At 74.3% G+C, this 18,215-nt stretch carries 20 protein-coding genes and 1 tRNA gene; 16 read left to right on the forward strand and 5 right to left on the reverse strand.

All coding sequences use genetic code 11. The features are described 5' to 3' along the window. Window positions 1-8: 8 nt before the first annotated feature. The 3 genes from IPM45_16455 (at window position 9) to IPM45_16465 (ending at window position 1,328) form a co-directional block, all read left to right on the forward strand. The gene (locus IPM45_16455; protein MBK9181120.1) at window positions 9-203 is read left to right on the forward strand and encodes a hypothetical protein; all 195 of its coding nucleotides are present in this window, start codon (window positions 9-11) and stop codon (window positions 201-203) included. 191 nt (window positions 204-394) lie between these two features. After that, the gene (locus tag IPM45_16460; protein MBK9181121.1) at window positions 395-835 is read left to right on the forward strand and encodes a hypothetical protein; all 441 of its coding nucleotides are present in this window, start codon (window positions 395-397) and stop codon (window positions 833-835) included. Between the two features lie 82 nt (window positions 836-917). After that, the gene (locus IPM45_16465; protein MBK9181122.1) at window positions 918-1,328 is read left to right on the forward strand and encodes a DUF3237 domain-containing protein; all 411 of its coding nucleotides are present in this window, start codon (window positions 918-920) and stop codon (window positions 1,326-1,328) included. A gap of 4 nt (window positions 1,329-1,332) precedes the next feature. Here the strand turns inward: IPM45_16465 and IPM45_16470 are convergent, their stop codons facing one another. Further along, window positions 1,333-1,923, reverse strand: coding sequence for a YdeI/OmpD-associated family protein (locus IPM45_16470; protein ID MBK9181123.1), 591 nt, complete (start codon window positions 1,921-1,923; stop codon window positions 1,333-1,335). Window positions 1,924-2,120: 197 nt separating this feature from the next. On the opposite strand from IPM45_16470, the gene IPM45_16475 reads away from it, so the two are divergent. Next, window positions 2,121-4,436, forward strand: coding sequence for a glycoside hydrolase family 3 C-terminal domain-containing protein (locus IPM45_16475; protein ID MBK9181124.1), 2,316 nt, complete (start codon window positions 2,121-2,123; stop codon window positions 4,434-4,436). An 87-nt stretch (window positions 4,437-4,523) separates the two neighbouring features. Here IPM45_16475 and IPM45_16480 read toward each other — a convergent pair whose 3' ends face one another. After that, window positions 4,524-5,939, reverse strand: a complete 1,416-nt coding sequence (locus IPM45_16480) for a DUF1298 domain-containing protein (protein MBK9181125.1) — start codon at window positions 5,937-5,939, stop codon at window positions 4,524-4,526. Window positions 5,940-6,030: 91 nt separating this feature from the next. Here IPM45_16480 and IPM45_16485 point away from each other — a divergent pair, with 91 nt between their 5' ends. After that, complete coding sequence (locus IPM45_16485; GenBank protein MBK9181126.1) at window positions 6,031-6,957, forward strand: hypothetical protein; 927 nt, start codon at window positions 6,031-6,033, stop codon at window positions 6,955-6,957. Here the strand turns inward: IPM45_16485 and IPM45_16490 are convergent. Next, window positions 6,954-7,514 (reverse strand): hypothetical protein, encoded by a 561-nt coding sequence (locus IPM45_16490; protein ID MBK9181127.1) that lies wholly within the window; start codon window positions 7,512-7,514, stop codon window positions 6,954-6,956. The two genes, IPM45_16485 and IPM45_16490, sit on opposite strands and share 4 nt — an antisense overlap. A 120-nt stretch (window positions 7,515-7,634) precedes the next feature. On the opposite strand from IPM45_16490, the gene IPM45_16495 reads away from it, so the two are divergent. From IPM45_16495 to IPM45_16525, 7 genes are all read left to right on the forward strand, one after another. After that, window positions 7,635-8,381 (forward strand): hypothetical protein, encoded by a 747-nt coding sequence (locus IPM45_16495; protein MBK9181128.1) that lies wholly within the window; start codon window positions 7,635-7,637, stop codon window positions 8,379-8,381. Then, a complete protein-coding gene (locus IPM45_16500) occupies window positions 8,378-8,923 on the forward strand; it encodes an NUDIX domain-containing protein (GenBank protein MBK9181129.1) in 546 nt (181 codons plus the stop codon). Before IPM45_16495 ends, IPM45_16500 begins: the two co-directional genes overlap by 4 nt. A gap of 47 nt (window positions 8,924-8,970) precedes the next feature. After that, entirely contained in the window at window positions 8,971-9,453 is a 483-nt protein-coding gene (locus tag IPM45_16505; GenBank protein ID MBK9181130.1) for a DUF523 domain-containing protein, read from the forward strand. 88 nt (window positions 9,454-9,541) lie between these two features. Continuing rightward, complete coding sequence (locus IPM45_16510; protein ID MBK9181131.1) at window positions 9,542-9,955, forward strand: DsrE/DsrF/DrsH-like family protein; 414 nt, start codon at window positions 9,542-9,544, stop codon at window positions 9,953-9,955. Between the two features lie 17 nt (window positions 9,956-9,972). Then, the gene (locus IPM45_16515) at window positions 9,973-10,209 is read left to right on the forward strand and encodes a sulfurtransferase TusA family protein (protein ID MBK9181132.1); all 237 of its coding nucleotides are present in this window, start codon (window positions 9,973-9,975) and stop codon (window positions 10,207-10,209) included. A 2-nt stretch (window positions 10,210-10,211) separates the two neighbouring features. Next, window positions 10,212-11,357, forward strand: a complete 1,146-nt coding sequence (locus IPM45_16520) for an FAD-dependent oxidoreductase (protein MBK9181133.1) — start codon at window positions 10,212-10,214, stop codon at window positions 11,355-11,357. A 65-nt stretch (window positions 11,358-11,422) separates the two neighbouring features. After that, window positions 11,423-11,495 (forward strand) — tRNA-Val (locus IPM45_16525). A 7-nt stretch (window positions 11,496-11,502) separates the two neighbouring features. Here the strand turns inward: IPM45_16525 and IPM45_16530 are convergent. Then, on the reverse strand, window positions 11,503-12,150 hold the full coding sequence (locus IPM45_16530; protein ID MBK9181134.1) for a GNAT family N-acetyltransferase: 648 nt from the start codon (window positions 12,148-12,150) through the stop codon (window positions 11,503-11,505). Between the two features lie 124 nt (window positions 12,151-12,274). Here IPM45_16530 and IPM45_16535 point away from each other — a divergent pair, with 124 nt between their 5' ends. The 4 genes from IPM45_16535 to IPM45_16550 all read left to right on the forward strand — a co-directional run bounded on the left by IPM45_16535 (window position 12,275) and on the right by IPM45_16550 (window position 16,755). Then, complete coding sequence (locus IPM45_16535) at window positions 12,275-13,159, forward strand: amino acid ABC transporter substrate-binding protein (GenBank protein MBK9181135.1); 885 nt, start codon at window positions 12,275-12,277, stop codon at window positions 13,157-13,159. 117 nt (window positions 13,160-13,276) lie between these two features. After that, window positions 13,277-14,083 carry an amino acid ABC transporter permease gene (locus IPM45_16540; GenBank protein ID MBK9181136.1) on the forward strand — a complete coding sequence of 269 codons (807 nt, stop codon included), beginning with the start codon at window positions 13,277-13,279 and terminating at the stop codon, window positions 14,081-14,083. Next, entirely contained in the window at window positions 14,080-14,829 is a 750-nt protein-coding gene (locus IPM45_16545; protein ID MBK9181137.1) for an amino acid ABC transporter ATP-binding protein, read from the forward strand. Before IPM45_16540 ends, IPM45_16545 begins: the two co-directional genes overlap by 4 nt. Before the next feature lie 96 nt (window positions 14,830-14,925). Beyond that, window positions 14,926-16,755: an MFS transporter gene (locus IPM45_16550; GenBank protein MBK9181138.1), complete on the forward strand. Its 1,830-nt coding sequence runs from the start codon at window positions 14,926-14,928 to the stop codon at window positions 16,753-16,755. Window positions 16,756-16,795: 40 nt separating this feature from the next. Here the strand turns inward: IPM45_16550 and IPM45_16555 are convergent, their stop codons facing one another. Next, the gene (locus IPM45_16555; protein MBK9181139.1) at window positions 16,796-18,190 is read right to left on the reverse strand and encodes a wax ester/triacylglycerol synthase family O-acyltransferase; all 1,395 of its coding nucleotides are present in this window, start codon (window positions 18,188-18,190) and stop codon (window positions 16,796-16,798) included. Window positions 18,191-18,215: the final 25 nt, after the last annotated feature.

Here is an 18,215-nt window from a genome sequence, read left to right on the forward strand (position 1 = left end):
CGGCTCGTGTGCGAGGCGGACCCGGCAACGACGCCATCTTCGGAGAGGAGGGCGACGACCAGCTGTTCGGTGAGGACGGCAACGACACCCTGGGGGGCGGGGCCGGCGACGGGTGCTGGTCGGCGGACCCGGGGTCGACGAGATCTGGGGTGGCCCCGGCACCGACTGCTTCGCCCAGGCCGAGATCGACTCGGGCGAGGTGAGGGGCTTCACGCCCGGCCCACCCGACCTCGACGTCGCGGTCCCCTGAGCATCACGCGGCCGGCCATGAGCCGTTCGGGGAGTGGGAGCGTGCAGGTCCCCCCCGACCTGGCTCCCGACGAGGGTGGTCGGGCGCACTCGGCGACGCGCCGATAGGGTCCACGGGTCCCAACCCGGACGGAAGGTGACCGTCATGGCCCCGAAGCGCTCCGTCGCCCGCCGAGGCCTCGCCCTCGTGTTCGCAGGTGCCCTCGTCCTCGGAGGTCTGGTCGCGTGTGGCGACGATGGCGACGACGCCGGCGGCGGGTCCGAAGAGGAGTACTGCGCCCTGGCCGCGCAGGTGTCCGAGGTCGGCCGGCAGACGGTCGGCGCGGCCGACCCCGCCGAGGTCGAGCGCGTCCTGAAGGAGCAGTACGACCTGGTGCAGCAGGCGGCTGCGGTGGCGCCCGAGGAGATCCGCTCCGAGGTCGACGCCCTCGTCGCCCTGTACGGCGACCTGATCTCGGCCGGCGACGCCAGCGACTGGGACCCGGTCGCCATGCAGCCGGCCGCCCAGGACTTCCAGAGCGCGCTCGGCTCGGGCGAGTACGACGCGGTGAGCACCTACGCCGCGGAGCACTGCGACATCCCCTAGCACCAGCCGCCGGGGAGGCCGGGCTGGACCACGGCGGTCTCGGGAAGGCGGGCTCCAGCGGCGGGCGGCGTGACGGGGCAGGATGCAGCGCATGGCTCTCGAACTGGTACCGCTGTGCACCGCCACCGTCTCCCTCGCCGACGTCATCGTGGTCTCTCCTGGCCTGCTGATCGGGGAGGTGACGGCCGCTCGGTTCGAGGGCGAGCGGCTCGCCGGGTCGATGAAGGGCCGGGCCGCGGCCGACTGGCTGAAGGTCTCCCCCGAGGGGGTCGGGACCCTCGACGTGAAGATCACCCTGGAGACCGACGACGGCGCCGTCGTGCACGCCACCTACAGCGGCCGGCTCCTGCTCGAGACGATGACGGCGTACGCCACCCCGCTGTTCCACACCGGCGACGAGCGGTACCAGTGGCTGAACCGCATCCAAGCGGTGGCCAAGGGCACGTTCCCCAGCCCCACCTCGCTCGTCTACGAGATGTACGAGCTGCGCTGACCGCCTACGGGTGTGGCGGACGCGGAGCACGGATGTTCTGGGCCGCGAGGCGCACCGTCTCCTCGATCCGGTGTCGCCGCGTCTCGGCCCGCTTGGCGCTCTTGATCCAGTAGAGGATCGTCTTCTTGGCCGACGGCGGGAAGGCGTCGAAGCACCGCCGAGCCTGTTCGTCACGGGAGAGCGCGAGCGCGAGATCGTCCGGCACGACCAGGTCGTCGACGTCGTCGAGCATCGTCCACGACCCGTTGGCCCTGGCGCGGTCGACGGCCCGCAGACCGGCCTCGGTCATGCGTCCCTCGGCGATGAGCCTCTCGACCCGCTCCTTGTTCGAGCGGGCCCACACGCTCGCCGGCCTGCGCGGCGTCATCAGGGTCATCGAGCGCTCTTCGTCGAGCCTGTTCCCCCGGCTGTCGATCCAGCCGAAGCACAGGGCCTCCTCGACGACGTCGTCGTACGTCATCCGGCGCCGCCCGGTCGCTGTCCGCCACTGGACGAGCCAGATACCGGGGCTGGTGTCGTGGTGCGCGTCGAGCCACGCCCTCCACTCGGCCCGCGTCGCGGGATGGAAGCGCTCGTAGTCGCCCACCCGGAGCAGGCTACGGGCGTCCTGATGCGACCGGAGAAGCCGCGCCGCGACCAGCCGCCGACCTGGCGGACCTCCGACGCGATCAGAGCCCGGTGCCCGGGCCGAGCGGGCGCCCGCCGAGTAGAACCGTCGCCGTGAGCGAGCTCCCCACCTACCGCGACCCGTCCGCCAGCGTCGACGAGCGGGTCGCGGACCTGCTCGGCCGGATGACCCTCGACGAGAAGCTCGCCCAGCTCGGTGGGGTGTGGCTCACGTCGCTGGTGCGGGGAGATCGCCTCGACCCCGACTGGGTGGCGGAGCGGCTCCGGCACGGCGTCGGCCACGTCACCCGCATCGGCGCGTCCACGGGCCTGCGGCCGTCGGCCAGCGCCGCGCTGACGAACGAGATCCAGCGCGTCGCCGTGGAGCGCACGCGGCTGGGCATCCCCGTGGTGGTCCACGAGGAGTCGACCGGCGGCTTCTGCGCCCGGGACGCCACCGTCTTCCCCCAGGGCGCCGGCTTGGCCGCCACGTGGGACGAGGGCCTGGTCGAGGACGTCGCCGGCGTGATCCGCGACCAGCTCGTGGCCGTGGGGGCCCGCCAGACGCTGGCCCCGGTCCTCGACGTGGCCCGTGACCCGCGCTGGGGCCGGGTGGAGGAGACGTACGGCGAGGACCCGTACCTCGCCGGCCGGATCGGCACCGCCTACGTCCGCGGCCTCCAGACGGCCGACCTGCGGGGCGGCGTGCTGGCCACCGGCAAGCACTTCCTCGGCTACGGCCTGCCCGAGGGCGGGATGAACCACGCCCCCGTCCACCTCGGGCCCCGGGAGCTGCGCGAGGTCTACGCCGAGCCGTTCGCGGCCGCGATCCGCGACGCCGGGCTGGCCTCGGTCATGAACTCGTACAGCTCGGTCGACGGCCTGCCCTGTGCCGGGGCCCCCGAGATCCTGACCGGCCTGCTCCGCGACGAGCTGGGCTTCGACGGGGTGGTGGTCGCCGACTACTTCTCGGTCGTGCTGCTGCTGGTGCATCACCGCGTGGCCGCCGACCCGGGCCAGGCCGCGGCGCTGGCCCTCACCGCGGGGCTCGACCTCGAGCTGCCCGCCTCGAACTGCTACGGCGACCCGCTGCGGGCCGAGGTGGAGGCCGGCCGGGTCCCCCTCGAAGTGGTCGATCGGGCCTGCGGGCGGGTGCTGGCGTCGAAGCTGCGCCTCGGCCTGTTCGAGCGGCCCTACGTCGATGCCGCCCGGGCCGCCGAGGTGTTCGACACGCCCGGTCAGCGGGCCCTCGCCCGCCGGGCCGCGGCCCGGTCGCTCGTGCTGCTCCGGAACGAGGGTGGGCTGCTGCCGCTGCCCCCCACCGTGGGCACCATCGCGGTGGTCGGGCCCCTGGCCGACGACGAGCGCCTCCTCCAGGGCGACTACCACTACCCGGCCCACGTCGAGATCGTCTACCAGAGCGGGATCAGCCTCACGTCGGACGACGCACCCGCCGCGGGGGCGGGCGGGGTGGCCTTCCTGCCCGAGGCCGGTGGCGCCTTCGACGCGGGGCCGTACTTCACGCCCCACGTCACGCCCCTGGCCGGCATCCGCGCCGCGCTGGGGCCCGGCACCCGGGTGCTCCACGAGCGGGGCTGCGACGTGACCGACCCCGATCCCGGGGGCATCCCCGACGCCGTGGCGGCCGCCGCTCGGGCCGACGTGGCCGTGGTGTGCGTGGGCGGCCGCTCCGGGCTGCTGCCCGGATGCACCGTGGGAGAGGCCCGCGACGCGACCGACCTGGGCCTCACCGGCGCCCAGCAGCACCTGGTCGAGGAGGTGGTCGCCACCGGCACGCCCACCGTCGTCGTGGTGCTCAGCGGCCGGGTGCACGCGCTGCCCTGGGTCGCCGAGCACGTGCCGGCGGTGATCTTCGGCTTCCCTCCGGGCGAGGAGGGCGGCCACGCCCTCGCCGACGTGCTGTTCGGCGCCGTCGACCCGTCCGGGCGCCTGCCGGTGAGCCTGCCCCGCTCGGTGGGGCAGGTGCCGGTGCACCACGGCCACCGGGCCGGCGGTGGCCGCTCGGCCTTCCACGGCGACTACGTGGACTCGGCGACCACGCCGCTCTTCCCGTTCGGTCACGGGCTCTCGTACGCCAGCTTCGTCCACACCGGGCTGGTCGCCGAGGGCGCGAGCACCGAGGAGCCGGTGACCGTGTCGGTCGTCATCACCAACACCGGCACGCGGGCCGGCGTCGAGGTCGTCCAGCTCTACGGCCGCGACGACGTGGCGTCGGTGGCCCGTCCCGACCGGCTGCTGCTGGGCTTCGCGCGGGTGGCCCTCGATCCCGGCGAGAGCCGCCAGGTCGCGTTCACCGTGCACCCGAGCCGGCTCGCCTTCTACGACCCCTCGATGCGCTTCGTCGTCGAGCCGGGCACGTTCACGTTCTCGGTGGCCCGATCGGCGGCGGACGTGGTGGCGACGGCCGTGGTCGACCTGGCCGGGCCGGTCGTCGAGCACCGCCAGCGGGCCGTGGTCGCCACCGCCGTCGAGGTTCGCTGAGCTCGGTGTGCGGACGCCCGCTGAGCCTGGTGCGCCGATGGTCGCTGGGCGACCACGGGGGCACCCGCCGTCGGGCCCGCGGCGGGGTCAGCCCGACCGGGAGGGGAACCGCACCCCGGCGTGGTCACCGCCGAGATCCATGATCTCGGCGAACGACTCGCCCAGGCAGTCGAGCAGGGCGTCGGGATCCTCGACCGCACCGGTGTCGGTGGTGACCCCCATCGAGCAGGTGCCGCAGTACGACAGCAGGGTGACGTTGACGGCCGCACCGATCGTGGGGCCGAAGGGGTAGAAGGCGGTGAGCTTGGCGCCCCCGATGTACAGCGGGGTGGCCAAGCCGGGCACGTTGCTCGCCAGGAAGTCGACGTGCTTGAGCATGCCCCCCACCACCTGTGGCGGCAGCACGTTGAGGGCCGCGGCGATGGCGTTGCTGTGCGGGATGGCCGGTTCGGCCTGTGCGTCCGCGGCCAGGTCGTGCAGGCGCAGCATGCGCTCGGTCGGGTCGACGATGCCCGACGGCACCCCGAAGCGGATGAGCGTGATGCGGTTCCCGCCGGCCGGGTCGTCCTCGGTGCGGACGCTGATGGGCATGGTCACCCGCAGCTCGTCGATCACCGCCCCGTAGCGCTCGTGGAAGCGCCGCAGCCCGCCGGTGACGCCCCCGAGGAAGGCGTCGTTCAGGGTGCCCCCCGCAGCCTTGGCCGCGCGCCGGAGATCGTCGAGCGGCACGTCGAGCACGTCGTAGTGCCAGCCGAGGCGCCGCTCGGTCATCACCGGTGAGCGGGTCTCGTTGATCGGTGCCACGAAGCGGCCGACCGACGCCGCGGTGCGCATCGCGCTGCGGACCGTGCCCACCGGGTCGCGGACTGCGCTGCGAGCAGCGCCGGCCGCGCCGCCCAGCATCTGCCGGCCGACGCCGGCGGCCCGCCCCGCCTGGTAGCCGATGGCGTCGAGGAGGATCCCGGTCGCCGACGGCCGCTCGCCCTCGGGGGCGTCGGGCAGGGGGCCGCGGTCGGGGGCGTCGCGCTCGAGATCGAACAGCGAGGCCGCCAGCTGCATGCCGCCGATGCCGTCGGTGAGGGAGTGGTGCAGCTTGAGCACGAGAGCGGCACTGCCGTCGGCCAGCCCGTCGACGAGCGTCCACTCCCACAGCGGCCGGGCCGGGTCGAACGCCGCCATACCCACGTGGCGGGCGAGGTCGAGCACGGTGGCCAGGTCGTTCGGGGGTGGGGCCGCCACCTGGCGCAGGTGCCAGCTGAGATCGAAGTCGGGGTCGACCACCCAGCGGGGCGGCGCCAGCCGGTAGGGCGCCTCCACCACCTTGTGGCGCAGCCCGGGCACCGTGCGGCTGGCCCGGTCGGCCCGGTCCTCCAGCACGTCGAGGTCGGGCTCGCGGTCGAGCAGGGCCACCGACACCACGGTCGACCGGAGCAGCGGGTCGCGCTCCATGTACCAGGCGAAGGCGTCCGTGTCCCGCATGTGGTTCTCGGGTCGGTCGGTCATGGCGATCCCCCTCTGTCTCGACGCTACGCCGGTGGGCCGGGGCGGGCCAACGGGAGGTGGCGACGCACCCCGGTGGTGCGATGCTGGACCGGTGAGGACGGCCCAGGAGCTGGCCCGCACCCTCGCCGACGTGGGGCGCGCGGTTCGTGACGCGGTGCGGGCACCGACGGTGGCGGCCGCCGCCGATGCCCGCGTGCTGCGCCACGAGGGCGGCGACGACGTGTTCGGCATCGACGCGCGGGCCCACGACGCGCTCCTCGCCGCAGCCCGCCGGCTGGTCGCGCCCGGATGGCCGGGCACCTGGCTGGTCGAGGGCATCGCCGAGCCCGTGGTGCTGGGCGAGGGCCCGTGGCGCTACCTGGTCGACCCCCTCGACGGCACCAGGTCCTACCTCGCCGGCAAGCGCAGCGCGTGGGTGCTGATCGGTGCCGGACGGCTGGCGACGACGCTGGAGGACCTAGAGGTGGGGGCTGCGGTCGAGGTGCCCACGGGCCGGGCCGCCGTCGGCCTGGCCGCATGGGCGGCCCGGGGCGAGCGCCCCCTGGCCGAGGACGACGACCTGGTGAGCGGCCTGGCACCGTCGCCGGTGCGGCTGGTGCCGCGTCCGGGGCCGGAGGTCGACCGTGCCTTCGTCACCGTCGCCCGGTTCGCGCCCGGGGCCAAGGGGCCCATCGGCGCCTGGGAGGACGCCCTGCTGGCCGGCCTCGAGGTGTGGGAGGACTCCTATCCGTGCACCGGCGGGCAGCTGCTCGGCCTGGCCACCGGCGCCGACGCCGCGGTGCTCGACCCCCGGCCGCTCTTCGCGGGGGCGGGGTTCAGCGCCCACCCCTACGACCTGGCCGCCTTGGTGGTGGCGCGGGCGGCGGGGGTGGTCGTGGAGGCCCTGCCCCCCGGGCCGCTCGACGTGCCCCTCGACCTGACCACGCCGGTGGCGTGGGCCGGCTACGCCAACGAGGCGGTGGCCCGGCGGCTCCGGCCGGTCGACGTCCCCCGGCCGGATGGCGGGGGCTCGCGCTAGCTGCCCAACCAGACGGGGGCCCGCTCCAGGAGGAAGTGGCTCACGTCGGCGCAGCGGTCGAGCGTGCCGCACAGCAGCTCCTCGCCCTGGTACACGCGGCCCAGCGACACCTCCATCCGGGCGACGACGCTGAGGCTCCGCTCGGCCGGATCGGTGGGGCTCGGGATCGAGTCGATGGCCGAGACCTCGAGGGGCAGGTCGGCCCCGCCCACGCCGGCCAGCTCGGTGGCCAGCACCAGCAGGTCGGGGGGGTGGGGGAGCGGCGGCAGGGTCCACGTGAAGTGGAGCGGGAAGGCGAAGCCCTCGGGCGGCTCGGCGTCGTCGGGGAGGTCGACGACGGCGTCCTCGAAGGCGAGCAGCACCCGGGGGTCGACCTCGAGGGCCAGGTGGAGGTCGAGCGGGCCCCCGCAGGCCTCCTCGGGGTGCAGGTCGACCTCCCACGCCTGGCGGAGCGAGTACGTCTCGACGAAGTGGCGCTCGTCGTGCACGTGGAACCCGTGCTCGGCGGCGTGGTCCTTCAGATCGGCGACGAACCCGGCGACGTCGATGGCGGCCACCACTGCTCCTGGTCGGGCGGACGGACACCTCCAGCCTGCCACGGCGCGCTCCGGCTGCTCCCGTCGCCGGGCCGGGATCGGGGCCGGGGCGGCGGGGTCGGACCGCTACGGTGAGCGGTCGTGACCGACGACGACCTGCTCGCCGCGCTCCACGGGGCCGCCGACGCCGTCGCCGTGGTGCTGGGAGGGCTCGACGACTGGGGGCCGGCCGGCACCCGACCCGGGCAGTACCGCAGCGACCTCGTGGCCGACGAGGCCGCCGTGGGCGTGCTGGTCGACGCCGGTCTCGCGGTGATGAGCGAGGAGAGCGGGCACCGTCCGGGCCAGGGGGACGTGGTGGTGGTGCTCGACCCCGTCGACGGCTCGACCAACGCCAGCCGGGGCGTTCCCTGGTACGCCACCAGCCTCTGTGCCGTCGACGACCACGGCGCCCGCGCCGCGGTGGTGGTCGACCAGGCGTCGGGGGTGCGGTTCGAGGCGGTGCGGGGGGGCGGCGCCCGGCGCGACGGCCGACCGGTGCAGCCGAGCGGCTGCGACCGGCTCGCGGACGCCATCGTGGGGCTGTCCGGCCACGCCGCCGTCCACCTGGGCTGGAGGCAGTACCGGGCCCTGGGTGCCGCGGCGCTCGACCTGTGCGCGGTGGCCTGCGGCGTGCTCGACGCCTACGTCGACTGCAGCCCGGACGCGCACGGTCCGTGGGACTACCTCGGCGGGCTGCTCGTGTGCCGCGAGGCCGGCGCCGAGATCGTGGACGCCTTCGGCCGCGACCTGGTGGTGGTCGACCACGCCGCCCGTCGGACCCCGGTCGCCGCGGCCACACCCGACCTGCTCGCGGCGGCGGTGTCGGCCCGCCAGCGGCTCGCGTGAGCGTGCGCACGCCCGGGCGTTCGCCCGCCGGAGGCCCGTCGCGGTGGCTCCACCTCGGCCTGCTGGGGCTGTACCGCCGGCTGCCCCGACGGGCCCGGATCGCCGTCGTGCGCCTGCTCGGGCCCAGCTACACGGTGGGGGCCATGTGCATCGTGGAAGGCGACGGGAGCGCCCTGCTGCTGGTGCGGCACGCCTACCGCGACCGCTGGGGCGTGCCCGGGGGCCTGCTCGGCCGGGGGGAGTCGGCCCAGGCGGCAGCCCGGCGAGAGGTCCGCGAGGAGGTCGGTGTGGTGGTGGAGCTGCTGGGGGAGCCCGCCGTCGTCGTCGATCCCGGGCCCCGCCGGGTCGACCTGGTCTTCCGCGCCCGCCTGGCCCCGTCGGTCGACGCCGCTGACGCCGAGCCGCGCTCGCCCGAGATCGTCGAGGTCGGCTGGTTCCCGCCCGAGGCCCTGCCGCCGCTGCAGGCCGAGACGGCCGGCGCCCTGGCGGCCCTGGCCCGAGCCCACGCCCAGCCCCTCCCGCCCTCGTGGCCGGGTCGGTAGCACCGAGCGACGTGGCCGTCGACCCGGCGCCCCAGCCGCTCCCCGCCCTGTTGGTGTCGGCCTGCCTGCTCGGCGTGCGCTGCAACCACCGCGGCGAGGCCAACCCCTCGGACCCGGTTGCCGGCCTGGCGTCGCGCTACCGCCTGGTGCCCGTGTGCCCAGAGACGGCCGGCGGGCTGGCGACGCCCCGCGATCCGGCCGAGCTGGCGGCCGACGGGCGGGTCCGCACCCTCGACGGCACGGACGTGACCGGGGCCTACGAGCGTGGCGCCGGCCACGCCGTGGCGCTGGGCCGAGCGGTGGGTGCCCGCGCCGCGGTGCTCAAGGCCCGGTCGCCGTCGTGCGGGTGCCACGAGGTCTACGACGGCACCTTCTCCCGGCGGCTCGTGCCCGGCCTGGGCGTCACGGCTCGGGCCCTGGTCGACGCCGGTGTGGCGGTGTGCGCCGAGGACGACGTGGCCGCCGGGCTCGACCCCGGGGGTGGTGCGCCTGCACCACGCGCGCAGGACGAAGGTCCCGCTGACTGCTGACCGTCTGCCCTGGGGCGCCGGACGTCGCGCCGGTACGGTGGGGGGTATCCGGGCTCCCGCCCGGCCACGACAGGCGAGGAGGTCCGTGGTGGCCGAGAAGATGTCCTTCATCGTGTTCTCCGGCAGCGCCGACAAGCTGCAGGCGGCGGCCACCATGGTCTCCGGGGCGGCCGCAATGGGGGTCGAGACGCACCTGTTCCTCACCTTCTGGGGCCTCAACGCCTTCCGGAAGGACATGGTCGGCCAGCCCCTGCCCATGAGCTCGGAGGCCGGCGACATGGCCGAGATGATGGGCAAGCTCATGATGGAGAAGGGCGTGCCGCCCTGGAGCAGCGTGCTCGCCGACGCCATCGACATCGGTGACGTGCACGTGCACGCCTGCGCCATGACCATGGATCTCATGGACATGCCCAAGGAGGCCCTCGTCGACGTGGTCGAGGACGTCATCGGCGTCGGCCGGTTCATCGAGCTGTCCGCCGGCGGCTCGGTCGTCTTCATCTGAGCGAAGGAGCGCCGCACATGCCCACCGCCGCCACCAAGGAGATCGACGCCCGCGGCTCGTTCTGCCCGGGCCCCCTGATGGAGCTGATCCGTGCCATCCGCGACGCCGACGTGGGTGACACCATCGCCATCCTCTCCAAGGACCCCGGCTCCCGCACCGACATCCCGGCGTGGGTGGCCAAGGCCAAGCACGAGATGGTCGAGATCAGCGACGAGGACGGCTACAGCCGGTACGTCGTGAAGAAGGCCCGCTAGCCGTGCCCGCCGAGATCCTCGTCCTCGGGGGCGGGGTCGGCGGTTCGCGGACGGCCAACCTGCTGGCGCGCCAGCTCCCGGCGGGCTCGGCTCGGGTGAGGGTGGTCGACGCCACGGGCCTGCACGTCTACCAGCCCGGCTTCCTCTACCTTGCCTTCGGTCAGGCGAACGGTGGCTGGCTCGCCCGCGACCTCCGCTCGCTGCTGCGTCGCGACGTCGGTCTCATCGTCGACCGGGCCCGGCGCATCGACACCGACGCCAAGGTCGTCCACCTCGAGCAGGAGGGGCCGGTCGGCTACGACCACCTCGTGATCGCGACGGGCTCCCACCTCGACCACGCCTCGGTGCCCGGTCTGACCCAGGGCGCGCACGGGTTCTACTCGCTGAAGGACGCCGAGCGGCTCCGGGAGGAGCTGCGCGCGTTCCAGGGAGGCACGGTCATCGTCGGCATCGCGGGGATGCCCTACAAGTGCCCACCGGCGCCGGTCGAGTTCGTGCTGCTCCTCGAGGAGTACCTCCGCAAGCGGGGGGTCCGCGACCGCACCACGATCAAGTTCCTGTCGCCGCTCAACCGGGTGTTCACGATCGAGTCGGCCTCGCAGATGGTGGCCCCCATCTTCGAGCAGAAGGGGATCGAGCTCCACACCTTCGTGAACATCGAGTCGGTCGACCCCGACAAGCGCCAGGTGCTCTCGTTGGAGGGGGAGACGTTCGACTACGACCTCGCCGTCCTGGTCCCGCCCCACAGGGGTGCCGACGTCATCACCGCCTCCGGTCTCGGTGACCGCGGCGGCTGGCTGCCCACCGACCGCCACAGCCTGCGGGTGGAGGGCGTCGACGACGTGTACGCCATCGGCGACTGCACCGACCTGCCCATCTCGAAGAGCGGGTCGACGGCCCACTACGAGGCGCACCCGATCGTCGAGCAGATCGTCGCCGCCGTCGAGGGACGAGCGCCGGAGCCGAAGAAGGCCCGCTACGAGGGCCAGGTGATGTGCTTCTTCGAGATGGGTGACAGGAAGGCGACGATCATCCGCTTCGACTACGACCACCCGCCGGGCCCCCCCAAGCCCTCGGTGGTCTGGCACCTGGCCAAGTGGGGCTTCAACCGGGCCTACTGGTACTTCGTGCCACGCGGCATCTTCTGATCCGCCGACCGACGCAGGGCCGCCCCTGCGGCCGGCGCCGCTGCGGGGCGTAACCTGGCCGCCTCGGGCGCTTGGCGCAGCTGGCAGCGCACCTGGCTTACAACCAGGCGGTCACAGGTTCGAGTCCTGTAGCGCCCACCGGCCGTCATCCGGGGAAGAGGATCTCGCCGCCGACCGGCGTGAACCCCCCGGCCCGCAGCACCGCCCGCAGCGACGGCACGTTGCCCGGCGCGACCTGGACGAACACCGCCTCGCCGGCGGGAGCCAGGTCGAGCCCGGCCGACGCCAGCTGCCGGCCGAGGCCCCGGCCCCGAGCGGCCGGCCGCACCTCGAAGGCCACCTCCCGGCGGCCGGCCAGTCCCCGGCCGAGGATCACCAGGCCGGCGCCGTCGGTGGTCTCGAAGCAGCGCAGATCGGTGCGGTAGCGGCGCGCCCGCTGCACCCGCGGGTGATCGTCGTCGGGCTCGACGGGCACCAGGGGCAGGGGCGAGCGGCGCCCGCGTCCGTGACCGACCAGCACCACGTCGAGGTTGTCGGGCCGGCGGCCCAGCCGGTCGCCCAGGTCGCGGACGAACGCCGGGCCGAGAGGCGCGGCGTAGTCGCCCGTCGGCAGCCGGGCGTGGACCCACGCCGGGTCGACGTCGGCGGCCACCACGTGGTGGGCCGCGAACGCCAGGATGCCGGCCACGGGGCCGGGTGGCTGGGGCACGACCTCCACCCTGCCGTCCGGGGCCGGCGGGCTCCCTGCCGCCACCGCGGCCAGGAGCTCGGCGACGCGGTCCGTGGCGGGCACGGCCGGCGACCGTAGCCGGACCGGACCGCACCCGAATCCCTCCTTGTTGTGTCGCGTTTCCCGCCGGTACGGTGCGGCGGACGGAGCGGCCGACGCGTCCGTCGGTACCCGACGAGGAGGACGGATGCGCGCCTCGGGCATCGCATGGAAGCTGGCCGGGCTGACCCTCGCCGTGGCCCTGGTGGCGGCGGCCTGCGGCGGTGACGACGACGACGCCGGCAGCGCCACCACCGACGCCGCCGCGGCGTCGTGCGACAAGGCCGACCTCACCCTGGTGGAGGACGGCACGCTGACCATCGGCACCGACAGCCCGGCCTTCCCGCCGTGGTTCGAGGACGACGACCCGGCGAACGGGCAGGGCTTCGAGAGCGCCGTGGCCTACGCCGTCGCCGACGAGCTGGGCTTCACCGCCGACGAGGTCACCTGGACGGTGGTGCCGTTCAACAACGCCTTCGCCCCCGGCGAGAAGGACTTCGACTTCGACATCAACCAGGTGTCGATCACCGACGAGCGGGCCGAGGCGGTCGACTTCAGCGACGGCTACTACGACGTGAACCAGGCCATCGTCGGCTTCTCCGACTCGCCGGCGGCGTCGGCCACGTCGATCGAGGATCTGCAGGCCCTCAAGCTCGGCGCCCAGGTGGGCACCACCAGCCTCGACTTCATCAACGAGGTGATCCAGCCCGAGCAGGAGCCGTTCGTGTACAACGACAACAACGCGGCCAAGGCGGCGCTGGACGCCCAGCAGATCGATGCCGTCGTGCTCGACCTGCCGACCGCCTTCTACGTGAGCGCCGTGGAGATCGAGGGCACCGAGGTGATCGGCCAGTTCCCGCCGGCCGGCGACGCCCCGGAGCAGTTCGGCATGGTCTTCGAGAAGGGCAACCCCCTGCGCGACTGCGTGAACCAGGCCCTGGCCAGCCTCGAGGCCAGCGGCGACCTCGCCGCCATCCAGCAGGAGTGGCTGTCCGACGTGGTCGAGGCGCCCGTCATCCCCATCGACAACTAGCGTCTGCCCCTCGTGGCACCCGAGGGAGCAGGCCCGGTCGGCCCGGTCGGCCCGGTCGTCCCGGTCGTGGCTCCCGCAGGCCCGGCCGAGCGGCGGGGCCCGACCCGTCGCCAGCTCCTGGAGCGCCGGCGCAAGCGGCGCAGCGGCCTGATCGCCGCGGTCAGCACGGTGGTGCTGTTCACCGTGCTGACCGCGGTGATCGTCACCTCGGACGGCTGGCCCGAGGTGCGCGCCAGCTTCTTCTCGTGGGACAGCTTCACGGCCTCGTTCCCGGAGATCCTCCGGGCGTTCAAGCTGAACGTGCAGATCTTCGTGGTGGCCGAGGTCTGCATCCTGGTGTTCGCCATGCTGCTGGCCGTGGCCCGCAGCTCGCGGTCGCCGGTGCTGTTCCCCGTGCGGGTGCTCGCCACGGTCTACGTCGACCTGTTCCGTGGCGTCCCGATCCTGCTGGTGCTGTTCCTGCTCGGTTTCGGCGTGCCGGCCCTGCGCCTCGACGGCGTGCCCTCCAGCCCGGTGTTCTGGGCGACGACGTCGCTGGTGCTCGCCTACTCCGCCTACGTGTCGGAGGTGTACCGGGCCGGCATCGAGTCGGTGCACGAGAGCCAGCGGGCCGCGGCGCGCTCCCTCGGGCTGTCGAACGTGCAGGCGCTGCGGTTCGTGGTGCTGCCGCAGGCCGTCCGCCGCGTGATCCCACCCCTGCTGAACGACTTCATCAGCCTGCAGAAGGACACCGCCCTGGTCGGGGTGATCGGCCCCATCGAGGCGGCCCGCGAGGCCCAGATCTACGCGTCGCGGACCTTCAACTTCACGAGCTACGTGGCCGCGGCCGCGATCTTCCTGGCCATCACCATCCCCCTCACCCGCATGACCGACTGGCTCATCGGCCGCCAGCGGGAGCGCACCGGCGGGACGCGCGTGGCATGAGCGGGACCAAGCTCGTCATCGACCGGGTGTGGAAGGCCTTCGGCTCGCACACCGTCCTGGCCGACGTCAGCCTGGACGTGGGCGACCACGAGGTGATTTGCCTGATCGGCGCCTCCGGCTCGGGGAAGTCGACCCTGCTGCGGTGCGTGAACCTCCTGGAGCCGATCGACGACGGGCGGATCCTGCTCGACGGCGAGGAGATCAGCGACCCGCAGCTGCGAGCCGACCGGATCCGCCGCCGCATCGGCATGGTGTTCCAGTCGTTCAACCTGTTCCCGCACCTCTCGGTGGTGGACAACGTGGTGCTCGCCCCCCGGAAGGTGCTGGGCGTGCCCCGGGCGAGAGCGCGGGCCGAGGCCGAGGTCCTGCTCGAGCGCTTCGGCCTGGCGGCCAAGCGCGACGAGTTCCCCGACCGCCTCTCGGGGGGTCAGCAGCAGCGGGTGGCCATCGTCCGGGCCCTGGCCATGGGTCCGGAGCTGCTCCTCCTCGACGAGGTCACTTCGGCCCTCGACCCCGAGCTGGTCGGCGAGGTGCTGGTAGTGATCCGTGAGCTGAAGGACGCCGGGATGACGATGGTGCTCGCCACCCACGAGATGGGCTTCGCCCGCGAGATCGCCGACCGCGTGTGCTTCCTCGACGGCGGTCGCATCGTGGAGCAGGGCCCCCCGGTCCAGCTCTTCGAGGCGCCCGCCGAGGAGCGGACCCGGCGGTTCCTCCAGCGCATCACCGACTCCGGCCGTCTCTGACGGGCCGCGGCGTCCAGCGCGCCGCCGGCGGGTGGGCGCAGCGTCCAATGGGCGCGACCGCGCCCTGGCCGGGATCCTCCGTACACTCGCTGCCCGGTGCTCCCGCCCACCCCCGCTCGTTCGCCGTGGCATCGGCGCGCCCTGCTGGCCGCCGTCGCCGGCGCGGTGGCGATCGCCTTCGCCGACAGCTCCATCGTGGTGCTGGCCCTCCCCGAGCTCTACGGGCAGTTCGACACCACGGTCGTCGGGGTGTCCATGGTGGTCACCGTCTACAACGTGGCCCTCGCCGCGGTGGCCCTGGCCCTGGTGCCGCTGTTGCCGCGCGTCCGCCCGGCGCTGCTGCTCGGAGCCGGCTTCGCGGTCTTCTCGGTCGCGTCCCTCGCCTGCGGTCTGGCCGGCTCGCTCGACGCCCTGCTCGTGGCCCGCGTCGCCCAGGGCGTGGGCGCCGCCGGCGCGCTGACGGCGTCGGTCTCGCTGCTGGGCCGGCTGCTCTCGAGCGACGAGCGGGGCCGCTGGGCGTGGGCTCTGGCCGCCACGGTGGGCACGGCGGTGGGCCCCGCCCTCGGTGGCGTGCTCACCGAGCTGGCGACGTGGCGGTCGATCTTCCTGGTGCAGGCGCCGCTGGCCGCGATGGCGCTGCTCGCCCTGGCCGACCGCGGGGTCCGGGCCGCCCCGCCCGAGCCGGCTCGCCCGGTGGGGGGCCGGTCGGCGTGGGCCAACGCGGCCTACGTCTTCCTGTTCGGGGCGCTGGTCGGCGCGCTGTTCCTCGCGGTGCTGCTGGTGGTGGTGGTGTGGCGGTACCCGCCGGCCCAGGGGGCGCTGGTGGTGACCGCGCTCCCGGTGGCCACCCTGGCGGTGCGACCGCTGGCCCGCCGGCTGCCGGGCGAGGCGCTCGCGGTGGCCGGTCCGCTCCTGCTGGCCGGCGGGCTGCTCGGGCTGGCGTTCCTCCCCGCCCCGTCCGCGGCCTGGGCCATGCCCGCCCTGGCCCTGTGCGGTGCCGGGCTGGGCCTGGCCGCCGGCCTCCTGGGAACGGCGGCGGTGCCGGCCGGCGCGCCTCCCCTGCGGGCCGGGGCGCTCACCGTGGGCGCCCGCCACCTCGGGTTCGTGCTGGGCCTGCTCCTGGTGGCACCGCTGCTGGCCTCCAGCCTCGACGCCGGCGCCCGCGAGGCCGCCCGGTCGGCGACCGCGACCGTGCTCGACGGGCGCGTCCCGCTGCTGAAGAAGGTGCCCCTGTCGCTCGACCTGGGGCGCACCGTGCTCGAGACGCCCCGCGGCGAGGTCCCCGACCTCAGCGGGCCGTTCGAGCGCAACGGCGCCGATGACGACGAGGGGGTGGCCGAGCTGCGCGACGACCTGCTCGGGGCCATGGATGCGGCGATCACCCGCGCCTTCCGCTCCTCGTTCACGCTGGCCGCGGGCCTGGCCCTGGCTGCGGTGGTGCCCGCCCTCGGCGTGGTCGTGGTGCGCCGGACGCGCTGGGTGGTGCTGCCGGCCGCGGCCCTCGCCGGGGTGCTCGTGCCCGGGGCGTTCCTGGTGGCCGAGCGCCAGGCCGGCGCGGCCGACTACGGGGTGCGGGCGTACGCAGAGCCGTGCTCGGCCGGCTCGCAGCCCTACCCGGAGCGGGGCTTCGACGCATGGCTGCAGCGGATCGCGCTGTCGGGCCTGAACGGGGCGGCCTGCGAGCTGGGCGTGAGCCGGGAGGAGCTCGTGCTGTCGCTGGCCGACGACACCGGGTTCGAGGATCTGGTCACGTGGGAACCGGAGACGCTCGAGGACGCCCTCCGCTCCGGCTTCCGGCGTGCCATCGACGACGGCGAGGATCGGGGGGGCATGCCCGGCTGGGTGGCTGCGGCGCTCCGCTTCGTGACCGACCGGGCGCCGATCGACTGGCTGCTCGGCCGGGTCGACCTGCCCTTCTACGACTAGCGCCCGGCCCCGGCGCGCCCTGCCGGACCGTTCCCGCGGATCAGCCCTCGGCCGCCTCGGCCTCGGCCAGCTTCCGCAGCGCTCCCACCTGCTCCTCGATGGCGTTGGCCAGCACGTCGATGTCGGGGGCGGCGTCGAAGTCGCCGGTCACGCCGAAGGCCAGGCGCCCGTGGTACGAGAGGATCGCCACGCCCACCCGGACCCCCTGGGCCAGCGGCACGAAGGGCAGGTAGTCGAGCATCTCCCGCCCGGCCGCGAACAGGCGGACCCTCGGCCCGGGCACGTTGGTGGTGACGGTGTTGGAGCCTCGCTGCGGGAACCGCTGCATCACCCGGGTGCCGAGCCGCAGCAGCGGGGCCGCCACGTCGGCGGGGGTCGCGGCGGCAAAGGCCGTGAGGGCCTTGCCGGCCTCGGTCTCGTGCGACCCCTTGAGGCGCTCCATGCGGGCCCGGATCTCCGCGAGGCGGTCGAGGGGGTCGGCCACCTCGATCGGGAGCTCGAGGAACAGGGCCGACACCCGGTTGTCCCGCTCGCCCATGGCCTCCTCGTCGCGCACCGAGACGGGCACGAGGCTACGCATGATCACCTCGTCGGGGTCCTCGCCGCGTGAGAGGACCAGCTCGCGGAAGCCGCCCGCGATCACCGACTGGACCACGTCGTTGACGGTGCCGCCGAACGCCCGGCGGATCACGCCGATGTCGTCCAGGGTGACCCGGGCGTACGTCCACCGTCGGTGCGGGCCGATGGGGCCGCTGAGCGTGGTGGCCGGCGCCGGCACGAGCAGCTCGCCGTACGAGCGGAAGCCACGCACCACGTCCAGCACCCGCTGCGGGGCCCGGGCGGCCGAGCGCAGCAGCCGCCACTGCTCGGAGGGGCTGCGGACCAGGTCGACGAGGGCCTGGCGCATCAGGTCGAGGTCGCTGGGCTCGGGCTCGGGCCGCCAGTCGTCGATCGGCGTGGGGTCGGGCGTGCGGTCCTTGTCGAGCACCACCGCCATCAGGTCGGCGCCGGCCACGCCGTCGACCATGCAGTGGTGGATCTTGCTGATCAGCGCCCAGCTGTCGCCGTCGAGCCCCTCGACGACCCAGGTCTCCCACAGGGGCCGGTTGCGGTCGAGCTCCTGGGACATCAACCGCGCCATCAGGTTCTTGAGGTCGGCTTCGGAGCCGGGGGACGGCAGGGCGGTGTGCCGCAGGTGGTACGTGATGGTGAAGTGGGGGTCGTCGACCCAGACCGGGCGCCCCAGGTCGAACGGGACGAACCGCACCCGCTGGCGGTAGCGGGGCACCAGCGGCAGCTTCGACTCGAAGAGCCGCACCAGCTCCTCGTAGGGCGGCGGCGGTCCCTCGAAGATCGCGCAGGAGGCGATGTGCATGTGGGTGGTGCCGTCCTCGACGTGGAGGAACGTGGCGTCGAGCGGGTTCATGCGATCCACGCGCCCCAGCCTGCGCCATCGGTCA

Source organism: Acidimicrobiales bacterium, from assembly GCA_016716005.1.
Lineage (GTDB): Bacteria > Actinomycetota > Acidimicrobiia > Acidimicrobiales > JADJXE01 > JADJXE01.